General features: G+C 38.6%; 18 protein-coding genes. 14 read left to right on the top strand and 4 right to left on the bottom strand.

What is annotated here, in order from left to right; all coding sequences use genetic code 11:
• Positions 1–128: 128 nt before the first annotated feature.
• Entirely contained in the window at positions 129–1,394 is a 1,266-nt protein-coding gene (locus QUE03_RS01035; RefSeq protein WP_286264217.1) for a glycosyltransferase, read from the top strand.
• Between the two features lie 35 nt (positions 1,395–1,429).
• Here the strand turns inward: QUE03_RS01035 and QUE03_RS01040 are convergent, their stop codons facing one another.
• Together QUE03_RS01040 and QUE03_RS01045 are read right to left on the bottom strand one after the other, a co-directional pair.
• A complete protein-coding gene (locus QUE03_RS01040; RefSeq protein ID WP_286264218.1) occupies positions 1,430–2,617 on the bottom strand; it encodes a glycosyltransferase in 1,188 nt (395 codons plus the stop codon).
• 80 nt (positions 2,618–2,697) lie between these two features.
• Positions 2,698–3,957, bottom strand: a complete 1,260-nt coding sequence (locus QUE03_RS01045; RefSeq protein ID WP_286264220.1) for a 3-deoxy-D-manno-octulosonic acid transferase — start codon at positions 3,955–3,957, stop codon at positions 2,698–2,700.
• A gap of 124 nt (positions 3,958–4,081) precedes the next feature.
• Between QUE03_RS01045 and QUE03_RS01050 the strand changes: the two genes are divergently transcribed.
• From QUE03_RS01050 to QUE03_RS01080, 7 genes are read left to right on the top strand one after another with little or no spacing between them, the layout of a single operon-like run.
• Entirely contained in the window at positions 4,082–5,830 is a 1,749-nt protein-coding gene (locus QUE03_RS01050; protein ID WP_286264222.1) for an asparagine synthetase B family protein, read from the top strand.
• A gap of 40 nt (positions 5,831–5,870) precedes the next feature.
• Positions 5,871–6,824 (top strand): polysaccharide deacetylase family protein, encoded by a 954-nt coding sequence (locus QUE03_RS01055; RefSeq protein WP_286264224.1) that lies wholly within the window; start codon positions 5,871–5,873, stop codon positions 6,822–6,824.
• The gene (locus QUE03_RS01060; RefSeq protein ID WP_286264225.1) at positions 6,824–7,972 is read left to right on the top strand and encodes a DegT/DnrJ/EryC1/StrS family aminotransferase; all 1,149 of its coding nucleotides are present in this window, start codon (positions 6,824–6,826) and stop codon (positions 7,970–7,972) included. Before QUE03_RS01055 ends, QUE03_RS01060 begins: the two co-directional genes overlap by 1 nt.
• Before the next feature lie 3 nt (positions 7,973–7,975).
• Positions 7,976–8,998, top strand: coding sequence for a GNAT family N-acetyltransferase (locus QUE03_RS01065; protein ID WP_286264227.1), 1,023 nt, complete (start codon positions 7,976–7,978; stop codon positions 8,996–8,998).
• 27 nt (positions 8,999–9,025) lie between these two features.
• Positions 9,026–9,271 (top strand): acyl carrier protein, encoded by a 246-nt coding sequence (locus QUE03_RS01070; protein ID WP_286264229.1) that lies wholly within the window; start codon positions 9,026–9,028, stop codon positions 9,269–9,271.
• Positions 9,272–9,273: 2 nt separating this feature from the next.
• Positions 9,274–10,071: a serine aminopeptidase domain-containing protein gene (locus tag QUE03_RS01075; RefSeq protein ID WP_286264231.1), complete on the top strand. Its 798-nt coding sequence runs from the start codon at positions 9,274–9,276 to the stop codon at positions 10,069–10,071.
• Positions 10,068–10,895, top strand: a complete 828-nt coding sequence (locus QUE03_RS01080) for a hydrolase 1, exosortase A system-associated (RefSeq protein WP_286264232.1) — start codon at positions 10,068–10,070, stop codon at positions 10,893–10,895. Before QUE03_RS01075 ends, QUE03_RS01080 begins: the two co-directional genes overlap by 4 nt.
• A gap of 37 nt (positions 10,896–10,932) precedes the next feature.
• Here the strand turns inward: QUE03_RS01080 and QUE03_RS01085 are convergent, their stop codons facing one another.
• On the bottom strand, positions 10,933–12,786 hold the full coding sequence (locus QUE03_RS01085) for a TonB-dependent receptor plug domain-containing protein (protein ID WP_286264234.1): 1,854 nt from the start codon (positions 12,784–12,786) through the stop codon (positions 10,933–10,935).
• A gap of 127 nt (positions 12,787–12,913) precedes the next feature.
• Between QUE03_RS01085 and QUE03_RS01090 the strand changes: the two genes are divergently transcribed.
• Entirely contained in the window at positions 12,914–15,025 is a 2,112-nt protein-coding gene (locus QUE03_RS01090) for a PQQ-dependent sugar dehydrogenase (protein WP_286264236.1), read from the top strand.
• Between the two features lie 20 nt (positions 15,026–15,045).
• Here QUE03_RS01090 and QUE03_RS01095 read toward each other — a convergent pair whose 3' ends face one another.
• On the bottom strand, positions 15,046–16,485 hold the full coding sequence (locus QUE03_RS01095; RefSeq protein ID WP_286264237.1) for a polysaccharide lyase: 1,440 nt from the start codon (positions 16,483–16,485) through the stop codon (positions 15,046–15,048).
• Positions 16,486–16,569: 84 nt separating this feature from the next.
• Between QUE03_RS01095 and QUE03_RS01100 the strand changes: the two genes are divergently transcribed.
• The 5 genes from QUE03_RS01100 to lexA all read left to right on the top strand — a co-directional run bounded on the left by QUE03_RS01100 (position 16,570) and on the right by lexA (position 23,001).
• Entirely contained in the window at positions 16,570–17,808 is a 1,239-nt protein-coding gene (locus QUE03_RS01100) for a right-handed parallel beta-helix repeat-containing protein (RefSeq protein WP_286264238.1), read from the top strand.
• Between the two features lie 78 nt (positions 17,809–17,886).
• Positions 17,887–19,164 carry a Vi polysaccharide biosynthesis UDP-N-acetylglucosamine C-6 dehydrogenase TviB gene (gene tviB / locus QUE03_RS01105; protein ID WP_286264240.1) on the top strand — a complete coding sequence of 426 codons (1,278 nt, stop codon included), beginning with the start codon at positions 17,887–17,889 and terminating at the stop codon, positions 19,162–19,164.
• 17 nt (positions 19,165–19,181) lie between these two features.
• Positions 19,182–20,204, top strand: coding sequence for an NAD-dependent epimerase/dehydratase family protein (locus QUE03_RS01110; RefSeq protein WP_286264241.1), 1,023 nt, complete (start codon positions 19,182–19,184; stop codon positions 20,202–20,204).
• A gap of 116 nt (positions 20,205–20,320) precedes the next feature.
• Positions 20,321–22,279 carry an alpha/beta hydrolase family protein gene (locus QUE03_RS01115; protein WP_286264243.1) on the top strand — a complete coding sequence of 653 codons (1,959 nt, stop codon included), beginning with the start codon at positions 20,321–20,323 and terminating at the stop codon, positions 22,277–22,279.
• 107 nt (positions 22,280–22,386) lie between these two features.
• Positions 22,387–23,001, top strand: a complete 615-nt coding sequence (gene lexA / locus QUE03_RS01120; protein WP_286264245.1) for a transcriptional repressor LexA — start codon at positions 22,387–22,389, stop codon at positions 22,999–23,001.
• Positions 23,002–23,156: the final 155 nt, after the last annotated feature.

Genomic DNA, 23,156 nt, shown 5'->3' on the forward strand with positions numbered 1-23,156 from the left:
TCTTCCATTTCCTTATTTTGTTTATCTCAAATTTCCTTGCCTTTATTAAACAGAAACTTGTTTAATTCGAATAGATAAATAGATTAACATTAATAGTGTGTTAATTGGAAGTTAAGGGAACCAATCTTTTGAATACGAAATCAGTGCTTTATGTAGCTTATCATTACCCACCTATTCTAGGGAGTAGTGGTGTGCATCGTACATTAGCTTTTACACGATATTTAAGTGAAAACGATTGGCAAGTAACCGTATTAACAGTTGATTTAGTCGCGTATCAAAAATGGTCGCCAGACCAACTTAACTTTATACCAGAAAAGGCTAAAGTGATTAGAGCATTTGCCAGAGATACGGCGAAGCATCTTTCAGTTAAAGGTAAGTATTTAGCGTGGATGGCATTACCCGACAATTTACAGTCTTGGATTATAGGTGGGGTGTTAAGCGGTTTAAAGGATATAAGAAGAAATAAACCATCGGTGATTGTATCAACCTACCCAATTGCGTCAGCGCATTTTATTGGCTACATATTACATAAAATATCGGGTATACCTTGGGTAGCGGATTTAAGAGACCCTATGGCACAGCCCGGTTATCCGGCAGACAAAAAGAAGTTTTTTTTATTCAATTGGATTGAACGAAAAATTGTCAAGCATGCTAGCAAAGCAATTTTGACAGCTCCGGGGGCAAAGACATTTTATCAAGATAAATTTCCAAACGTAGATGAAACTTTTTGGCAAGTGATTCCCAATGGCTATGATGAAGTCATTTTTGATGAAATAGCGAATGAGTTAGAGCCTGCAACGCCTGAAACTGACGAAAAGAAAGCTATTCTTCATAGTGGTGTGATATACCCACATGAGCGAGACCCAACGGCACTCTTTCAAGCATTCGGTCAGTTAAAGCGTGACGGTGTCATCTCGGCCAACAGCTTGGAAATTAGATTGCGTGCTACAGGGCATGATGAATTATATCGCCCTATGCTAGAAAAGTTGGAGATAGAAGACATAGTTAAGCTCTTACCCCCCATAGAATATAAAGAAGCGCTTAAGGAAATGTTCACTGTAGATGGCTTGTTATTGATGCAATCTGAGGGTTGCAATTATCAGATACCTGCTAAGGCTTATGAGTACATTCGCGTAAACAATCCTATTTTAGCATTAACCCCCAAAGAAGGTGATACAGCTCAATTAGTTCAGCATAGCGGTGTTCAATGCCAGATATCTTCATTAACAGACAAACAGGATATCATTAGTTCTATTGAAAAATTTGTTAATACTTTATGTGTTGAAACTAAAGAAGAGCAATTTAACAAGAATACTGCGACCAAATATTCACGCGGTGAACAGGCTAATATGTTTGAACAAATGTTAGTTGAGGCTATTAATTCACAGAACTAACTTTTATCTTCCGTTGCTTTGGTTACATATGTACATTAAGGCTCGTATAAAAAGTTATTAAGTTCGATATAACTTGCGTCCGTAGAATAAAACCGCGTTGCATATTTGTAACAGTAACTGACCAGCAGCTTTCTTGTTTCAATAGCTAAGCATTTATGTAATGTTGCTACCCATTCGTCGGTATGATTAGCGATAATAAAAGGTATATCTTCTTCTTCGGTTGGCATGCCCTCAATGCCAAAGTCAGTGGAAATTATGGGTCGATTATGGCAAATAGACTCAACACTCTTGATCTTTAAACCGCTGCCGAATCTAATAGGATTTATGCTGATATCAATAGATTGATAGTAGTCTGTTAAGTTGTCAACAAAGCCTAATATTATAACTTTGGGGTGATTTGATTCAACTTGCTTGCATACAGAGCCGGCAATATATACTTCAATATCTTGGTCTTCCACTAAGGGGAAAATTTCGTGTAAAAACCAATTTATGCCATCAACATTTGAAGACATAGATGAGCCTAAAAAACCAAGGCGAAGTGTTTTGTTTGAATCAGCATTCAATTTAACAAAATCGACTGCGTGAGGAGCGTAAATTACTTTGTTTACGCCTTCGTGAAGGTAAGTCGCTTTGTCTTCTTTTTGAATCGCAATAGTGGCGTCAAATTGATTAACTATTTTCAACTCTTGTCTTTTAGCTATTTTAAGGTCGTCTTGAGCACTATTTTGACTAAAAACTAGATTGCGCAAATAACTGATATCGTGTGTATCGATTAGGTTCTTTAGTGATTTTTCTTTGGTGATATGCAATAAATAACTCATCCTTATGTATTCAATTATAGTGGCATCGAAGTATTTGTTGATTAAAAACGCTCTTAATTTCCCCATCTCGTCATATTTTACATAATGCTCTAATTCAGGCTGAAACTCATTGCCACCAGTAAAAATATTTTTTTTAATTTTTTTTACTGCCAATTTCATACGAGATAGCAAAAAGTTAAACAGATCTGAGATAGAAAATGTATGTTTAGTTAAATCAGCGGAAATTATTATTGTCAGGGAAAGTTGCTTGATAAGTAGCTTATCTTCTACTGTCGGTTTTCCGATATAGTAAATAGTAACCTCAGCAAATTGCTTGAGGTATGAAATTAATTTAAAAATGCGTTGGTGAGAGCCTAAGCTTTGGCGCCAAAATCGATTATCTGTAATAATTAAAAGCTTCATTTAAATGTTTCCTGTGACAAATTGTATTTCTCTCTCCATGCTGCTTTAAGCTTCATTTGGAACCCAATCATCATTAGTACTTAGTGAATATCACTAATCAGCTTTATATTTGCCTTTGTGACTGATTCCTTATTTGTAAGTGCTATTAGATTATTCTGAAACTCAATACTTTTCTGTGAAGTAACAATATCTAGCACTGAATCAGCTAGCTCTTTAACTGATTTTGCATACATAAGTAGGTTGTTTGAGCTGGCAATTTCATAGGTTGGATAGCTAGGATATTTAGTATTCCAGTCAGGTAGTACTAACACTGGCTTTTTAAAAGCAAGTGGTTCTAATACATTATGATTCTTACCGACATAAGTAACATCTGCAACAGAATAACAGGGTTTAAGATCGCCAAAGGTATCTAAAATCAGTACATCTTTGTTAATGTTTGGTTGTACAATAATGTGTGACATTTGTTCAAAAGTGAGTTTGTGTTGAGACAAAATCTCATTCACTTTGTCAACTTGTTCTTTTTTCTCAGGGTGTCTAGGCGCCAAGATTAATTTGACTGTTGGCAGTTGTTCTTTCATTAACAGAAACGCTTCGATAGTTAATCGGTATTCATTTTCGCCACTAAGGTTGCCGGCAACAAATACTTTATTATCAATTTTACTAAAATGTTTTATGACTTCCTTTGTCTTCGGTTTTATATCGGCTAATGAGCTATCTTTAAGTGCATCAAATTTCATATTACCTGTGACATGAACGCGTTTTTCATTGGCTCCTTTATTTATAAGCTTCTTCGCAACTTCCTCCGTTTGCACTAAAAGTAAATCAAATAACTGAACATAATCTTTGGTAAAAAATGTTCGCTCTATCAGATCTTGCCTACAGGATGGCTCATATTCATACAACCAAGCATTTACGGCATACAATTTAGCTCCGCTTTGCTTTGCTGTGCGTAACAATTGATATGAGAGTCGACAAGGAGCGTCATTAGGTAAGCAAGGAATTTCACAGAGATAAAAGTTTTTAGGTGGAATTTTTTTTATAAGTTGTTTTGCTTCACTATAGTGGCCGTATAAGCAAACAACTACCGCGCTTGGAAATGCTTGTTGGTAAGTTTCAATGTAGCAGGCCCTGTCGGTTAAAAGGACTAATTGACCTTGCTCTTCAATTTTTGTTATTAAGGATTTACATGCATTCAATTCGCCTATGGTAGAGCAGAATACCCATTGGTACAGGGTAGGTGAGAGATCTTCATTTATTTGACCATGAATACTAACTGACTGGGTTGAATTATTGAGTGCTTTTAAAAGTAACTTGTGTAACATCCATTTTAGTCTTTCCATATTTTGATTATCTTGTGCTTGAATAGGTTAAGGAATTAAAAGCTTAGGTTTATTGATATTTCCATTGCGCAATTTGCTTGTTTATTTAACAATATATTTACCAAGGAAGATAGTAGATTAATAAATGTTTTCTGAAAATAGTAACGATATTAATATTGTAAGTGACCCCTATTCAAGAAGCTTTAATGTTGGGGACTCTTCAATTCAAATAATGGCGAAGCGTTCATCATCGTATGTTGAATATGAGCATTTAGGCCTTTTCTCATATGCGAAAGTGCTTTCTGATGATTATTTAATTGAATTACTTGAACAACTGGATAGCAAAAACGAATCGCTAAATATTATCTATCAGACATTAAGCCGTGCATTTTCATTTGTATTGCTAGATTATAATGCCGGTAAAGTAACTTTATTTAATGATCATATAGGTTGTAATAATTGTTTTTATTATCAAACTGATAATTCATTAATCATTAGTGATTCGTTACCTTTGATTCATAAAGAGAAAAAACATGCATTAAAAATATCAGAACAAGCCATTTTTAATTACATGTACTTTCACTGCATTCCGTCACCTACCACAATTTACAATAACGTTTTTAAATTAGAACCGGGTAAAGCGGTTATATTTGATCGCCAACTTAGTAAAACAGAACAAGTGTTATATGCGCCGAAGTTTGCTACAAAATGTGAAAACCCAGAAGCGTTATATCAAGAATGTTTAACAGAAATTGACCATTCAGTCGCTGCTGCGATGACTGAAAACTGTGGCGCGTTTTTAAGCGGTGGGTTAGACAGTTCAACTGTATCAGGCATGCTGGCTAAACATAAAACTCCGGCAAAAACTTTTTCTATTGGTTTTGAAGCCAAAGGCTATGATGAAACAGAATACGCCAAAATAACGGCTAAGCATTTTGGCACCCAACACAAGGTGCTGTACCTAAAGTCAGAACAAGCCGCTGAGGAGTTTGTAACTGTTGCTCAGTACTTTGATGAGCCGTTTGGTAATTCGTCGTCTATGGCAGCCTATTTTTGTGCAAAATTTGCTAAAGAACATGGTGTAGATACGTTACTAGCGGGCGATGGCGGCGATGAGTTATTTGCAGGAAATGAGCGATACGCTAAACAAAAGCAGTTTGAGTTGTTCTATAAGTTACCAAGACCCATACGTGGCTTTTTAAATGTTGGTTTGAATAATAACCTGATGGCAAAAATTCCAGGTATAAGCAAAGCGGCAAGTTATGTGCGCCAAGCTGAAGTGAAATTACCTGCTCGCCTGCAAAGCTATAACTTTATTAATATTGTGGGTTTAACTGAGATGTTTACGCCAGAATTCTTAGCCAAGGTTGATACCGACATACCTATTAAGCAACTTGAGCAACGTTATGCTGAGTCAAAAGGTGAACATCCGGTAGACAATATGCTGTATTTGGATTGGAAGTTTACCCTTGCAGATAACGACCTTGTCAAAGTTAATCGCATGTGTGAACTCGCTGGCGTTAACGTGGAGTACCCGCTGCTAAGTAAGCGACTCGTTGATTTTAGTTGCAAAGTGCCTGCAGACGTTAAGTTACCCGGTTATAAATTACGTGATTTTTATAAGAAAGCATGTCGAGGCTTTTTAGCTGATGAAACGTTAGATAAAAGCAAACATGGCTTTGGTTTACCGTTTGGTGTTTGGTTAAAAGAAAATAAAAAGTTAGAAAAAATTGCGATGGATGCTTTAGAACAATTCAAAGTACGAAATATTGTGTCTGAAAGTCTAATTAATAAAGCGCTTGCTGCTCATCAAAGCGTGCACACTGGCTACTACGGCGAACTTATTTGGATTATGGTTGTACTTGAGTTGTGGCTACAGGGCAATGAGGATTAGTTGTCAATGCAGTTTAGTGTAGCAAAGGAACGTTGTTAAGATGTCAGTTTTTCATAGTGCTTTACGCCTCGCTGGGCAAGTATTTGGACGAAAGCGTCTCAATATATTGATTTACCATCAAGTGTTTGAACAACGCAATATTATGCGTCCAAGTGAACCTACGGCAGTAGAATTTGATTGGCAAATGCGTCTTTTAAGTCGTTACTTTACGCCACTTTCTTTAACCGAAGCTATAGCCGCCCTAGCGAATGATTCGTTACCGTGTAATGGTGTATGTGTAACCTTTGATGACGGCTACTTAAATAACTTAACAGTTGCTCAACCAATTTTGGCGAAATACGACATTCCCGCTACGGTTTATGTAGCTACTGGCTTTTCCGGTGGCACCAACATGTTTAATGATCGCCTTTTAGATTTAATTGGTGATGAGCACTATTGCACGTTTAATTTATCCAGCGTCGGTTTGGGTAAAGTGAGTGTTGATTCTGTTAGTCATCGTATTACGCTCGCGCATCAGTTGATCATGAAATTAAAGTACCTACATTTTGATGACCGATTAGCGAAGGTAGATGAAATTTATCGTGATAATAACGCCACAGAATATCCAGCCCATATGATGACGTTATCTGAAGTGAAAACACTTCAACAAAAAGGGATTGAAATTGGCGCGCACACTCATGATCATCCAATTCTAAAAACCCTTTCTCATGCATTTCAGAATGAACAGCTGATACAGTCAAAAGCGCTGCTTGAACATAACTTAGGTACGCCGATAAATCACTTTGCTTACCCAAATGGCAAATTGAATGATGATTACTCGGTTGATACCGTCGGTTTGGTTAAAGAAGCCGGATTTGCTAGTGCGGTATCTACACATTGGGGAATATCAAATGCACAGAGTGATTTGTACCAATTAAAGCGGTTTACGCCGTGGGATAATAGTGAGCTGAAGTTTCACCTTAGGCTAAGGCTGAATCAATTGGGACTGATGTAATGAAAAGTACCACCAATATTCAATTTGAGCCGCCTTTAGCTAATGCTGATGACTTTCCTGTGCCAAGGGTGAGTGCAACGCCAGAACGCCATAAAATAGCGATAGGAAAACAGAAATTTTATCAGCAGTCACAATACCGAAAATCGGGCTTATATACCAAAAATGGACGCTCAGCGTTAGCCTATATTATTAAAGAGTTGGACTTAGATGAAAACAGTACCGTTTTACTGCCTGTTTATCATTGTCCGGCGATGGTTGAACCTTTTTTATGGGCAAAAGTAAACATTCAGTTTTATCCTTTAAATGATGATTTATCCGTTAATTTAACTGAATTGGCGTCCATGTTGAGTGCAAAAGTTGATGCCATTTTATTGGTTAAATTTTTTGGTTTTGATACCAACACTAAAAACGCACTGGTACAAGCCAAAGCTCATGAGCTGAAAGTGATCGAAGATTGTGCACATGCGTTTTTCTCGCCTAAATTAACCAGCGGGTCTGTGTCTTCTGATGCCAGTTTTTGTAGCTTAAATAAATTTTTTAGTTGTTTTGATGGCGGCATGTTAAATACGTCGAGCATTAAAACGCAGCAAACTATTCGCCAGCTTGGCAGCACCGGCCTTGTCAGTGAGGTAAAGGAAATACTGGGCAGGTTTGATAGTGTTAGTTGGCTGTCAACAGTGTTTAAGCGCACGTTTGGAAAAGACCGTCATAATGTTCCTGTAGCTCCTGATAAAGGCGATGTAGCTGCACCAACTTATCGCTACTTTAATGAGCAAGACATGTTGGTAAAATGCTTTTATGCGACGCGCTTACAACTAAAATTTGAAAGCTATAGCCGTATTGCCTATAAGCGTAGAAAAAACTACCACTACCTATACGGACAGCTGCTAAATTCTACCGTAGGAACGCCGCTTTACGAGCTCAATGAAAGAACGGTGCCTTATGTTTTTCCTTTCTTGCTTCATGATCGCCGCGATTTTAATAAGGTAAGGGAAGCAGGCATACAAATACTACGCTGGGAAGAATATTGCGTGACTGAAAATGCCATTACTGAAAGCTATCGAGAGCGGTTAATTCAAGTGCCTTGTCATCAAGATTTAACTAAAGAACAGCTAAGTTTCATTGTTCAAATCATTAATAAGAAGTAATTTATGAAATCAAATAGGTGGCAAATATCGCCAGTGACTGAGTTTTCTCAGATATCTGATGCTTGGGATGAACTAAACGCTAGAAATAGTAAGCAAGGTGTTCTTACGGCCATGTTTGTACAATCATTAATTGATGTTTTCGCCGATGACAGTTTGATCATATTGAGTAAGTACCAAGGGAATGAGCTTTCTTTTTCTGGCATTTTTGAGCAGAAGTCTGCTAAACGCTGGGGGGTATTTCAACCGTCCCAAGGACCTCTTGGGGTTTGTATTGCAGATAACAAAAATATTGATAGAGAACTAATAGATGAAATAGTAGAACAACTACCAGGACCTGTGTGGTTACTAGATTTGACTCAGCTAGATAGTGCACAATACAAGCAGAGCGATGAACAACTAGACTACTTACATTATATATCAACAGGCTCTCTAGCCATTCCTGACGATTTTGATCAGTATTTTTCAAGCTTTAGTAAGAATACTCGACAGAATATTAATAAATCACGAAACCGATTAAAGAAAGAAGGTATTGAGACTAACTTAGTTGTTGTCACCGATCCTAAAGCAATAGTAGGTGCTATCGAAAAGTATGGCGAGATAGAAAGCAAAAGCTGGAAGAATTCATTGGGGACGGCCGTTAATATTAATAACGAGCAAGGACAATTTTATTCCAATATGTTGACGGCCTTTGCTAGAGAAGGCCAAGCGCAAGTGTGGTGTTACCAGTTTAATGAGCAGCTAGTGGCTGTTGACTTATGTGTTGTTCATGGGTCAACGATTACTATTTTAAAAACAACCTTTGATGAGGCCTTTGCACGCTACTCACCTTCATTATTATTAAAAATGGATGCTTACAAAGCCTTGTCAAAGCAAGGTACAATTAAGCACATAGAGTATTTTGGTAAAGTCATGGATTGGCATCGTCGTTTAAAATGCGACGAACGTCAGTTATTTCATATTACATGGGCAAAAAGCCAGAATGTGTATCGATTAATGTCTTGGATTAAACAAAAAATTAAAAAGTAGTGAATGAAATACTATAGGGAAAAATGAATGTCTTTAGAAGTTGAATTAAAAGAGTTGCTACAAGAAAGCTTGCAATTAGATGAAGTAGCAGATTGGGATGCTGATACCGAAATTTTGGGCGCGGTGCCAGAGTTTGACTCAATGGCCATTGTAACTGTGCTTACCTTGGTTGAAGAAAATTACGGCATTATGATTGAAGACGATGAAGTTAGTGCTGAGGTGTTTGAAACCTTAGGCAGCTTGCTGTCGTTTGTATCTGAAAAAATCGGATAATCATGTCACTAAAAGGGCATTTTATTGCATCAAGTAAAGGTCGAGTTTTTATCACCCAATTTGGGGACAATAAAAGTGGCACAGCGGTGCTGTGTTTACCGTCGATAACAGAAGAACTTAATTTAGCACGTGCCGTATTAGCTAAGCAGTGCCAGTCTTTTGCTGAAAATTCGATAGATAGCTTTATTCTTGATTATACAGGTACTGGGGACAGTGAAGGTGAGTTTGAAGAATATACCGCTGATGATTGGCTGCAAGATATTATTGCTGCTGGGAAGTGGTTGCTGGAACAAGGTTATAAAAAGCTGGTTTTACTTGGTGTAAGAATGGGCGGTTTGTTTTTAGTCGCTCATCAAGAGTTGTTACACCAGTCTTTGCCTATTTCAGGCCAGATACTCTGGAAGCCCGTTACCAATGGAAAGCTATTTATTAACCAACTCATTCGTATCAAACAAGCGAGTCAGCTAATGGGAAACGCTACTCAAAAAGTGAATTGGCGAAACGAAATACTAGCGGGTAACAGTACAGAAATAGCGGGTTATTTACTTACTAAGGCAATGGTTGAAGGTATAGAGCAACTCGCAATTACCAAAGAGTCGGATTGGCAGGTACCAACTTACTGGCTTGAATTGGCATCAGAAACGATTACACCTGCTACTAAACGACTCACCGAAAACGTTAAAAATATTATCACTCAACCCCTTAAAACTCCCGCTTTTTGGCAAGTACCAGAAGTTTTTAATTTACCGCAACTAAACCAACAAGGGTTAATTGCTTTAAAAGAGTTAAAGTCGCAATGATGGAGTTTGCACATACATTTACATCGCAGGGAAGTGAGTTACTTTCAATTGTTCATCCTGGAGATATAGCGCGAGATACCGGCGTGCTTATTGTTGTTGGTGGACCACAATATCGAGTGGGAAGTCACCGACAATTCATTCAGTTAGCACGTATGTTAGCCAGCAATGGGGTTACTACCATGCGGTTTGATTATACCGGTATGGGCGACTCAGGCGGTGAGAAAGCAGAGTTTGAACATGTGGATACCGATATACGAGACGCAATTGATGCTTTTATGGATCAGCAGCCTCAGCTCAAAAATATTGTTATTTGGGGGCTATGTGATGCTGCATCAGCGGCCTTGATGTATGGTTACCAAGATAAACGAGTAACGGGGTTAGTGTTGCTCAACCCTTGGCTTCGAAGCGATCAGGCGATGGGTAAAACCATGATAAAGTTTTACTACCTACAGCGACTACTTTCTAAAGACTTTTGGAAAAAGCTCTTTGCGGGCCGTGTTAACGTTAAAGCAAGTGTTAAAGAGGTCAAACACTTTGCTGCTGAATCTGTTGCAAGCACAAAAGAAGATAAAAAAACGCACTATCAACAACTAATGGCTTTCGGACTTAATCAGTTCAAGGGCAAAATTTTAGTGATTTTAAGTGGTAATGATTTAACGGCTAAGGAATTTGAACAGCAGGCTTTTTCAACTAAACCATGGAAAAAAATTAAATCAGCTAGTGTAAAAGTTGCTCGATTGCCAGAGTCTGATCATACATTTTCAACTAGAGACTGGAAGCAGCAGGTTGAGCAAGCCACTTTAGATTTTGTCTTTAACATGTAGAAAGACAAGCGCATAAAATGCGCTTGTCGAACCTTTCTTAGAATGACCAATTAGCGGCGAAACGAAGTTGTCGTTCAACGCCGTAAAAGCCTACTGACTCTTGATATTTTTTGTCTAATAAATTATCTACTGCTACTGATAGGGCAATATTGTCTGTTAGTTGCCAAGTAGTATTGATGTCAACGTTGGTATAACCACCCAGTGTCATTACACCCGTTGGCACCGAACTGTCATACACATCACTTTGTGTATCTAAAATAATTGAAGTTGTAACCTGATCAAAGGTGAGAATAGCGTTTAAACCAGCTTGCCACTTTGGGCGTCTTCTCAACTCACTATCACTGTCTTTTATATCGTGATCTAAATAGCCGATATCAAATTGCATCTTTAGCCAGTCGTTAGTGGCGTAATTTAAACTAAATTCTGCGCCTTCTGTGACAACTGACGAACGATTCACAGACTTAAATATTTCAGGATCGAAATCAACTAGGTTGGTGAAGTCATTTTTGAACCAAACTAGGTCAATAGAAAGCAACGTATTAACCTGTTGGTTAATACCTAGTTCATAGGTAGAAGCTTCTTCAGGTTTTAAGTCCGGATTTCCTATCAGAGGATGAGCTAAAGCGAAGAAACTTGGTAACTTAAAGCTTTCATTATAGCGAGCGCTTAAGGTGGTATCGGCTATTTGGTACTGCATTGATATACCTGTAGACAAGTCATTATCAAATTGCTCGGGGTTTTCAAATCGGGCGCTTATATTAAATATAACGTTATCTAGTTTTATTAATGCTTCAGCAAATGCACTGTAGTCAGTTTGCTCTAATGAATAGTCTACAGGTAATTGAAATCCATAGTCGAGGAAACCAGCATTCTTACCTTGTTTATTCTCACGGCTGAGCCCAGCAACCCATTCTATGTTTTCTGAAAATTGCCCAGTTAAGTGCGCAGCGATAGTTTTCTCTTCGTATTCACTGGCGACTTGGCTTGCAGGTATGCCATAAGGTAGTGTGGGTAATATACCAGGGTGATTAGCGTCTTCCTTATGCTTAGCCCATGAAAAAACTGTTTTTATTTCATTTAAACTGTCATGACTTAAGTTATAAGTTGACTGAAAGCTCGCCAAATACTGTTTGTTTGTTCTATGTTCAGGGCTAGCAGGAGAGGCATAAAGTTCGCCGCCACTGTCTTCAGCTAAAGAGGAGGAGTCTTTTTTAGAGTAGCTGCTAAATATCTGATGTTCATGGTTATCAAAAGCTAAATTTAGTTTGCCTAATAACTGTTGGTTGTCATATTTAGCGTGTTGATCTTCATCGTATTCATTATCGCTTAATGAAAGTAACCCTGTGGCAACATCGTTAAATTGATGTGTAAAAGTTGCGGCAGTAGAACGATAACCATTTTGTCCAATAGCTGCTGATAATGCATTAACACTAGAGGATTTTTTGGTAATAAAGTGGATAACGCCGCTTAAAGAGTCACTCCCATACACTGAAGAAGCGCTTCCCCTGTATACTTCAATTCGGTCTATAGCTTGTACGTTTAACTGGTTGAAATCAAATCCACCGCCACGGCTATTTGTGGGATCGTTCACAACGATGTTGTCTATCATAACCAACGTGAAGTTTGACTCCCCGCCGCGTATAGAAACAAAAGATTGTCCTGCGCCATTGGCGTTCTCGTTCACATTTAGATGCGGGATCGCTTTTAGTAATTGAATGACAGAGCTTGGGTTTATCTGAGCAATTTCTGTTGCAGATACTGTTGTTTGTGCTTGAGAAATATTATTTTTTAGATGTGTTCCTGTTACTGTAATTTTTTCAGTAGGCTCAGCAATAACTGGCAAGCTGACTAAACTAGCAGCTATGCTAGAAAGTATAGTGGCGCGTTTCAACTTGATAAGTTCCCTTTAATAGAATGTGTAAATTTAATTGTTATACGAAAGGGCTGGAAATATATAGTAAATATGAAATAATTCCAATGAATTAACAAAAAATTAACTAGTTATTCAAGGACAGACAGTGCAAAAAAATCAGATGAGTCAAATGATAGTATACGGGATATTGCAGCTTGTGATGATTGTACTAGCTGGTATTTTAGGGTTTCATTTTACCCGAGAGTACTCCTTAATACCTAAAGCTATTATTCATCTCCCCGACGTTTACGTTAGCCACAGCGATTATATTCAGGTACTGACAATATTTTTTATTGGTTATATTTTGCAGCTTATTGCCTCTAACCTTATCTACAAACAGGCTGCTTTTTCTTCGCTCAAACGCTTTATGAATGAGTATATACATTACTTATTCGCTTATACGACAGTGTCGTTATATATATTTTTAGCGACCACTATTAATTATGACCCTCAGTTTATTGCTGCGGTAGGGCTATTTTCCACTGTATTGTATTGGATATTGGGGGTGATCATTCTTGTACACAACAAAGAGAGCGGTGTTGCTCAGTTTTTTGGTACTTTGATTAAACGTTTTTTATCAGTTTCAGGTGTGCTCGCTTTGGTTTATTTCCTTGTGCCTTTAGGTTTGGGTAAAGCTTTCTCAAGTGATAGAGACATAGCCAATAAGATTACTCAGGTACGTATTTGGTTTAACCCGGTTGCTGAAACAGATTGGGGATTTAAAAACTTCATTCCAGGGCAGGTTTTTCATCAGCCTGTTTTGGCGAAACAAGCTCCTGATGATGACAATAACATTTATGTGTTAGAGCGATTCGGAAAAATTTATAAGATTAACGCTGTTACAGAAGCTAAGCCTGAATTGATGTTGGATATTTCAAGTGAGCTTGGTGAGGTGGAAGTTGAAAATGGTGCGGTTGGATTAGCATTTCACCCGGCATTTAATTTTAATCATACGGATTCTAGGAAACCTTATATTTATGTCTATTTCACCGACACAAGACCAACGGGATATCAGCGTAATAGATTAACTCGATATGATTTGTCACAACAGTCATTAGAAGAGAGAAATAACTCGGGTCAGACGGTGCTTGATTTACACCGTGAAGACAGTGGTTTTCATAATGGTGGTTCGGTTGAGTTTGGACCTGATGGATTTTTATATGTGGCACTGGGCGAAGGCGTTCATCCTAAGGTGGCTAAGTCTTATCAAGAAACCATGCGTTCAGGCATCTTGCGCATAGATGTAGATATGAATGAAGAATTGAGCAACCCAGCGCAACCATTTAAGCATGGTGTTATTGCAAATTACATGGTGCCTAAGGATAATCCGTTTATTGGCCGTGAAGACATCCGACACGAGTATTGGGCATTGGGTTTAAGAAATCCCTTTAGGATCAGTTTTGATGTGGAAACCAACGACCTTTGGGTAGGTGATGTTGGTTCAACCGTATGGGAAGAGATCAACCTTGTAGAAAAAGGATTTCATTATGAGTTTCCAAAGATAGAAGGAGACAATGATAAAGGAACGCAAGCCAATGATTTAGGGCTGCCTGATAAAGGTCCAGTCTATACTTATCAGCATACGGCTTATGATAGAGCAGTGATTGGTGGGGTGGTCAATCGCTCTGATAACTATGATCAACTAAAAGGTAAATATATATTTGCCGATAATTACTCGGCCAAAATATTTGCGTTTGATGCGGCATCAAGAAAGGTAGAGAATGTTGAATTTTTAGCTCGTGCCAACCAATACGCGCAGCGAGGTGTTTCGTCTGTTACTCAGCTTCGTGGTGGGGAAATTTTGATCACGACTTTAGGTGCTGCCTCCGAGCCAAGTGGAGAAGTATTACAGTTGGTTAAAGCTTCAGAGGCAACTGTTACTGTTGAGGAAGGGAAAGAAGAGGAAATTCCAAAAGATTATGATGAGCAGATTACTTCAGCATTGTTTAATGTTAATTGCGCTCGTTGTCATGGTGTAAAAGGAGATGGTGATAGCCCTGATGCTGCCCACTTAGGAGTAGCTTTGCCAGACTTTACCTCACCGTTATATCATTTTAAGACTTCTAAAAAGCAGATGTTAGAGGTTGTGAACAAAGGTGGAGCTCAAACAGGTAAAAGTCCTTTAATGCCCCCTTGGCAAGGCTTTTTAAAACCGCATGAAATAGAGCACTTAATTATTTATATTGAGTCGTTACCTGCTAAGCATCACCATCATTAATTGACGCGCCGGTCACTGTATTAGTGGCCGGTAAACATAGGGCCGATATATTGTGAAGCGATAACAATATTGTCAATAAACATGGTGAAATCCTGTTTGGGTTTATCTACCCCACCAAAGTAAAAATTAAACCAGATTTTTTCTATCTTTAAGTCAGGTACATCCCGTAAGTGCACGTTTGTTCGAGAGAATACTTTTTTGCCGTCAATCCAGGCTTCTAAAATGCCATCTTTTTTACCGGGTGTATTAAGTTTTAGTCTTTGCTCAACGGAATACCATTTGCCTGGCTTTATGGTTGAAAGTGGGTGTCCGTAAGAAATGGTTTGGCCATATTTATTTTTTCCTACTTCGTAAATATATTGGCCAATGGGCATGTGTTGATCCCAAGGGCTCTTATCATTGTTGATAGTATTAAAAAAGCTCCCTCTGGCAGACCAACCATTTGTGCCACTATTACCCCTGCCACCCCAGCCAGCTTTATTATATGTGCCACCAAATCCTGGCATCTTTCCGCCCCCTGAAATATTAGCGCCTTCGGCTAATTTTAAATAGTAACGAAAATAGGCCTCTGTTGGTTCGTAGCCTATTTCTTTTTTAAAATAAAAATCTAAGTTAGTCGCCAAATTTCTTGTTGTGGTAAAAGGGACTTCTACCGAATACTTACTTTGAGTATCAATAAATTTCGCTTTATTCTGATCAGCCATGACGAGTTTAGTTTTCCATTTAGGCTCGGCAAGCTTTAATTTAGTCAACGTATTTTGTATCCAAGATTGCTCTTCAAAATTATCAACTAGAAATACGCTAGGGTGCTGCTCAAGTTTTTCATCATAAAAATACGCTCGCGATAAGCCTTGTTCTTTATAAGTTGTATAACTTGGCGAAAAAAACTGGCGGACAACCCCCGTAGAATGTCCATACTGACGATTAGTCAGTGGTAATGTGAGTTCAGCGGATAATATTTCTCTTGTATGGAGATTGGTTGGGAGCTTAAAGGTTATGATTGCTTTGTTTCCTGAGCCTATTTTAATAAGCTTCTTTTTTCCAAGCGACTTTCTGCTGCCTTTAAGGAGGTAGGTATCGACACTAGCTGATAAAACAAGGCGCTGTTGTGCCGTTTTGATGGTCAGAGTTGCGGCTCGCGAATCAGCACTTTCTTTAGAGTAAATATCGAATATGCCCTTTTCTGCAGTTATCAATAGGTTAATAATAGGGGCAGGTGAAAATACCGCCAGCGCTAATGTTTCTTCTCTTGCAGTATCGGTATCGCGTATTTGGAATTCAGCAAGTGTTTCTGTTTTATTTGAGGCAATGTATTTATCGAAGCTGCTATATGGCCAAATAATTTTTGCTTGGCTGCTAAATTGCTTAAATGTTACCGATTCGTCGATTTCAATAGCCATTAAGGGAAAAGACAAAATGTGCAATAGGTTAAAATACATAAGATAAATGTTTGGTTTCATTTTCTATCCTTATGAAAACCCTTCTATTTTAATAATACCCAGTTAAACTGTGCATATCTTTCTATTAACCTTAAATTATTTAACATGAAAATTGTAGGAATGATTGTTGTTCTATTTCTAATTGTTTTTACAATTGAAAAAACGTTGAATGAAAGCTTTGAAGGCCTGTTAGTTAAAGCTAAAAAATATGCCCATATAAACGTTAGTCAAAATGACGGCCTGCACAAGTTGATCTTAAAGGTTGTTCAAAAACTCGTTTCGGTATATCCATCTCCTGAACTTTATAATAAGCCCGATCACATAGACGGTGTGGGTGCGCAAAGTAATTTGAGCAACGAGCTAGGACCTAATAGTACCATTGTTACAAGCACCAAGGAACTTAAGCAGGCTATAACAAATGTGAAGCCAGGTCAGACGATCTTATTGAGCCCTGGAATTTATGACGTAACTTCTCGATATCTACTCCTCAAAAACTCTGGTACGTTCGCACGTCCAATCACATTGAGAGCAAATACGCTAGGGGATGCAGTATTACGTTCTAATTCAGTTGAAGGTTTACTAATTCAAGGAAAGAACTGGCGTATAGAGAACTTGATATTTAAAGGGGTTAAAGGCAAGGATGGTTCAATTGAGCACGCAATACATATCGTGGGTGATGCCGATAATATACAAATAAAGAACAATAAATTTATTAATTTCAATTCACATATTAAATCGAATGGTAAGCCTAATGCGCAAGGAAAAATTGAATACCCAGATAATTTACTGATTCTGAACAACGATATTTACAATGAATGGAAGCGTAATACGCACAGTCCTGCTAGCCCGATAGATCTTGTTGGTGGTAACTATGTGATCGTCAAAAATAACTTTATTGCAGATTTTGGTAAGTATGGCAAGAAAGGGTTTGGGACGACTTACGGAGCCTACATGAAAGGTGGTGGTATAGGAGGAATTTTTGAAAATAATGTGGTGATGTGTGAGTGGCGTGTCCCACATACGTCACCAATGGACGTCAGAATTGGTCTATCATTCGGCAATGGAGGAACTGGTGGGCAGTTTTGTGCAGATAAAAAATGTGAATACGAGCACACCGATGGTGTAATGCGCAACAATACTATTTTGAATTGTGTAAACGATGTCGGCATTTACCTTAATAAATCTTACAATACGCTAATAGAAAATAATGCTATCCGCTCAAGTTTAGGCGTTGACGTGCGTTTTGAGCAAAGTAGTGCAGAGATTCGCGGCAATGTTATTGAAGGACGCGTCAAAGCAAGAGATGGAGCAACTATAACTGTTGATGATAATATCATCGAATAAAATTGTTTGGTTTGTAATACCCTTGTGTAACAATAATGTGAATGAATGTTTAAATTCACTTTAAGGATAAAGAAGTCGATGAGTTTTTCTGAAAATGTAAAAATTGCAATTATTGGCCTAGGTTATGTAGGCTTACCTCTAGCAGTTGAGTTTGGCAAAAAGTATCAAACGATAGGGTTTGATATCAACGCTAGCCGAGTTCAAGAGCTTAATGATGGATTTGACAGAACGCTTGAAGTAGAAACAGAAGAATTAAAGCAGGCGTCGCAACTGACGTATGCGAGCAATGTTGAAGAGCTAAGATCCTGTGATTTTTATATTGTCACTGTACCAACGCCTATTGATGCGCATCGCCAACCAGACTTAACGCCTCTAATCAAAGCATCAGAAATGCTAGGCTCTGTGATTGGAAAAGGCTCAACCGTTGTTTATGAATCTACCGTGTACCCTGGCGCGACTGAAGAAACTTGCGTGCCAATCCTTGAAGCGGTATCTGGATTAACACTTAATCAGGACTTCTTTGCAGGTTACTCACCTGAGCGAATAAATCCAGGTGATAAAACTCATCGCCTCCCAAGTATTTTAAAAGTGACGTCCGGCTCAACGCCAGAAATTGCCGATAAAATAGATGCGCTATATGCCTCAATAATTACCGCAGGTACTTACAAAGCGTCCTCCATAAAAGTGGCTGAGGCTGCTAAAGTCATAGAAAATACACAGCGTGACGTTAATATTGCGCTCATTAACGAGTTATCAATTATCTTCAATCGTCTAGACATTGATACTCTCGAAGTTCTAGAAGCTGCTGGTACAAAGTGGAATTTCTTACCCTTTAGACCGGGATTAGTGGGCGGTCACTGTATTGGTGTTGACCCTTACTATTTAACCCATAAAGCGCAAGCGGTTGGCTATCATCCTGAAATGATACTTGCGGGACGTCGACTAAACGACGGTATGGCACATTACGTCGTGTCTGAATTAGTAAAAGGTATGCTTAAAAAACGCATCCAAGTGGAGCAATCAAAAGTGTTGGTAATGGGGTTAACGTTTAAAGAAAATTGCCCTGACTTACGTAATACCAAAGTGATTGATATCGTTGAAGAGCTTAAAGAATATAATGTTAATGTGGATGTTGTAGACCCTCTTTGTGCGTGTGAAGAAGCGCAAGAAGAATATGGCATCAAGTTAACACCTAATCCTAAACCTGATAATTATGATGCGATTATCATGGCCGTTGCTCACAATCAGTTTAAAGAGATGGGCATAGAGGCAATACATAGATTCGGTAAAAAGACTCATGTGCTTTATGATTTAAAGTGTATTTTACCTAAAGACAGCGTTGATATGCGCCTGTAATTGGCCTAGGAATAATTGTGAATAAATTTGAACAGATCAGGGGCTCATTAAGCTCACAGCCTAAAACATGGTTAGTGACGGGGGTAGCCGGATTTATAGGCTCTAACTTGTTAGAAACCTTGCTAAGGTTAAATCAGAAAGTTATTGGCTTAGATAATTTTGCTACTGGTTATCAGAAAAATTTAGATGAAGTAAAAGGCTTAGTCTCTGACAAACAATGGCAAAAGTTTACCTTCATAGAAGGCGATATCCGCGATCTTGATACCTGCTTGAAAGCAACTCAAGAAGTCGACTACGTGCTTCATCAAGCGGCTTTAGGCTCGGTACCTCGTTCAATAGCCGATCCAATTACAACCAATTCTGCGAATGTGACCGGTTTTTTGAATATGCTAGAAGCAGCTAAACAAAATGAAGTAAGTAGCTTTGTTTATGCAGCAAGTAGTTCAACGTATGGTGATCATCCGGCATTGCCTAAAATTGAAGAAAACATTGGTAACCCGTTATCACCGTATGCGGTAACTAAGTACGTTAATGAGCTTTACGCTGACGTCTATAGCCGCACTTATGGTTTCAAATGCATAGGTCTACGTTACTTCAATGTGTTTGGTCGTCGACAAGACCCAGATGGCGCCTATGCGGCAGTAATCCCTAAATGGACAGCTGCGATGATTAAAGGCGAGCAAGTGTTTATTAATGGTGACGGCGAAACTAGCAGAGATTTTTGCTATATCGACAATACGGTACAAATGAATCTTCTTGCGGCGACGGCATCTGATGATGTCAAAGCCGAAGTTTATAATGTTGCTGTTGGTGATAGAACCACACTTAACGATCTATATTTTTCGATAAAATCAGCATTAGGTTCAAATGGTGTTGCCGTAGAAAAAGAAGCTCAGTACCGTGATTTTAGAGCGGGAGATGTGCGCCACTCACAAGCAGATGTCTCAAAAGCTAAAACTAAATTGGGATACGATCCTACGTTTCGAATTCAACAGGGCATAGAAGAAGCAATGCCCTGGTATTTGAATAATGTAGAGTAGTTTGCATTCTAAAATTTGAGAAGCGTCATTAAGACGCTTTTTTTATGTCTGAATACATGCCAGTGTATTTTAAAAAAGTTATTGATTTATAAATGATTTCGTCAATAATGAAACAAATGGAATTTTACAATTATCATGGAGTGATGATGAAAAACCTCGTGCTATTATTGCTAATGTGCGTAATGCCTACTATGACTTTTGCTGACAATGCGGATGTTTTTGGGCGTCTACCGCTTGTTTCTCAAGTTCAAATTTCACCGTCTGGCAATCACTTTGCTTACATGCGTGATATGAATGGTAAATACGCCATAGTCAGCCAATCATTGACCAGTAAAGCGAAACCACAAGTGTTCGGCATGAAGGAAGCTGAAATACGACATTTCACTTGGGTGAGTGATCAGCATCTTTTACTGTCATTATCAACCACACAATATTCTCCAGGCGACTTTGAGACTTTTACTATGCATCGTAAAGGCATTTTAGATGTTAAATCGAATCAAGTGACTTGGTTGTTTAAAGGGAATAGCTTTAGAAAGTATATTGGCTCGCCTACGTTAGTCAGTAAGCTGCCAAATGATGAAGAGCACATATTAGTGACATTTCCCTATCGGCACTTGAATGCGCTTTATAGGATTGACTTATCAGATGGCGACCATGAAAGAATATTTGAAGAGCATAATGCAGAAGACTGGCTGACTGATGATAATGGTGAGGTCTATAGCTATCAAAGATACCTAGGGGAGAAAGACAAATGGGTCAATTTTTACCGTAGCGATTTAGAGCATGATTTCATTCGATTAACCACGATAAAAGGCGGTAAGGAAGAGAACTTTAAGCCCGTCATCGTCAATATGAGCCCTGACAGAAAAACCATTTATTATTGGCAGTATGATGACTTAGCCATTTTAGTGAAAGCGAAGGTAGAACAGGGTGTGGTAGGCCAGTCGGAAGTTGTGATAGAAAATGCACCCTATGATATCGAAGATACTATTTGGGATTATCATAACCAGCAAGTTGTGGGGGTTGTGTCATTTGAAGACTATCCAGAATACTACTACTTTGACCAGCAACTAGCGCAAGTGCAGGCAGATTTAAAGGCAACTTATCAGCATGCACAGATTGATATTACCTCTTATGACCGAAATAAAGAGCGATTTATTATCTACCTGTCAGGTGAAAAATACCCAGAACGCTTTACCTTATATGATAGAAAAGCCGGCAGCATACAGCCCCTTGCGGAAGGCTTCCCCATAAAGGACAAATCCGCATTAGGCCATGTTAAAAGTTATCGATATAAAACATCTGATGATGTCGAGATCCATAGTTTTTTGACAATGCCTGCAGGTGACGCACAAAAGCCACCATTAATCGTTCTTCCACATGGAGGACCAGAAATGCGGGACGTGATGAGCTTTGATTGGATCAGACAATTTTATGCTTCAGAGGGGTTTGCCGTGTTTCAGCCCAATTATCGCGGCTCTGCTGGCTACGGCAAAAAATTTAAGAGAAGCGGTCATGGTGAATGGGGCAAACGGATGCAGGATGATATTGACGAAGGTGTTCATTCATTAATTGAAGCAGGGCTTGTCGATCCCAAAAGAATATGTGTGGTGGGTAGCAGTTACGGAGGATATGTTGCACTTTTCAGCGCAACCGTAAAATACAAGCTTTATCAGTGCGCCGTCTCATTTGCTGGCGTTAGTAATTTAGGTGATATGTATTTGCATGCTAAGGAACAAAAATCAGGTTTTAGCTACTGGCGCAAAAACATAGGTAAAACGGCGTTTGAAGATCTACACAAAATATCTCCATTTCATCTCGTTTCAAAAAAGACGTTACCGGTACTGCTTATGCATGGGACTGAAGATACTGTTGTTCCACTATTTCAATCTAAGAAGTTTTACAAGAAATTGGTCTCACTAGGGGACAAAGATAGCAAGTTTATTGAACTAGAAGGTGAAGACCACTGGTTATCAAAGGGGCAATCACGAAATAAATTCTTATTTGAATCGCTAAAATTTATCAATACTCATATCGATGAAAATAGTAAGTTGAATACAGAAGTGGGCCATTAATGACCTACTTTGAAACGATAACGACAATTAAACTCTAACGAAGTGCTTGCACTTATCATGGGCCTGTATATACTGACAGTAATGCTGTATAAAATAACAGGCTCAGGATGAAAGCACTTACCACGCGTCAGTCACAAATATTTGATCTGATTAAAGATAAAATTTCCGAAACAGGTATGCCGCCAACGCGTGCTGAAATAGCTGATTTTTTTGGTTTTAAATCCGCTAATGCAGCGGAAGAACACTTAAAAGCGCTGGCTAAAAAAGGGTATATTGAAATGCTGCCCGGCACCTCTAGAGGTATTCGTTTAGCAGAAGAATTTATAGAGGCTGAAGGTATTCCACTTATTGGCCGCGTTGCAGCCGGTGAGCCTATTCTTGCTCAAGAACATGTAGAAGAACATTATAAAATTGATGGCAATATGTTCCATCCAGCAGCAGATTATTTACTGCGGGTAAATGGCGAAAGCATGAAGGATATAGGCATTCTAGATGGTGATCTCCTTGCGGTTCACCAAACAACTGATGTTAAAAATGGTCAAGTGATCGTCGCGCGAGTTGAAGAGGATGTCACTGTCAAACGATTTAAACGCGATGGAAATATCGTATATTTGCATGCTGAAAATGAAGATTTTTCACCGATTAAAGTGGATTTAGCTAACCAGCACTTCAATGTTGAAGGTATTGCTGTTGGGGTGATCAGAGCAGCCGATTGGATGTAATGTATTAATCACAGCGCTTGGTTGTTTTTTAACCATTAAAAGGGCTTATTTTAAAGCCCTTTTTTATTATTTTTCTTTTTCTAAAGTTTTATTTTCTTCCTCACTATCTCTTCCTCTTAGAATCTTCCTGGTCAATAAAGATACAGGCTGCGTCT

Source organism: Thalassotalea atypica, from assembly GCF_030295975.1.
Classification (GTDB): domain Bacteria; phylum Pseudomonadota; class Gammaproteobacteria; order Enterobacterales; family Alteromonadaceae; genus Thalassotalea_F; species Thalassotalea_F atypica.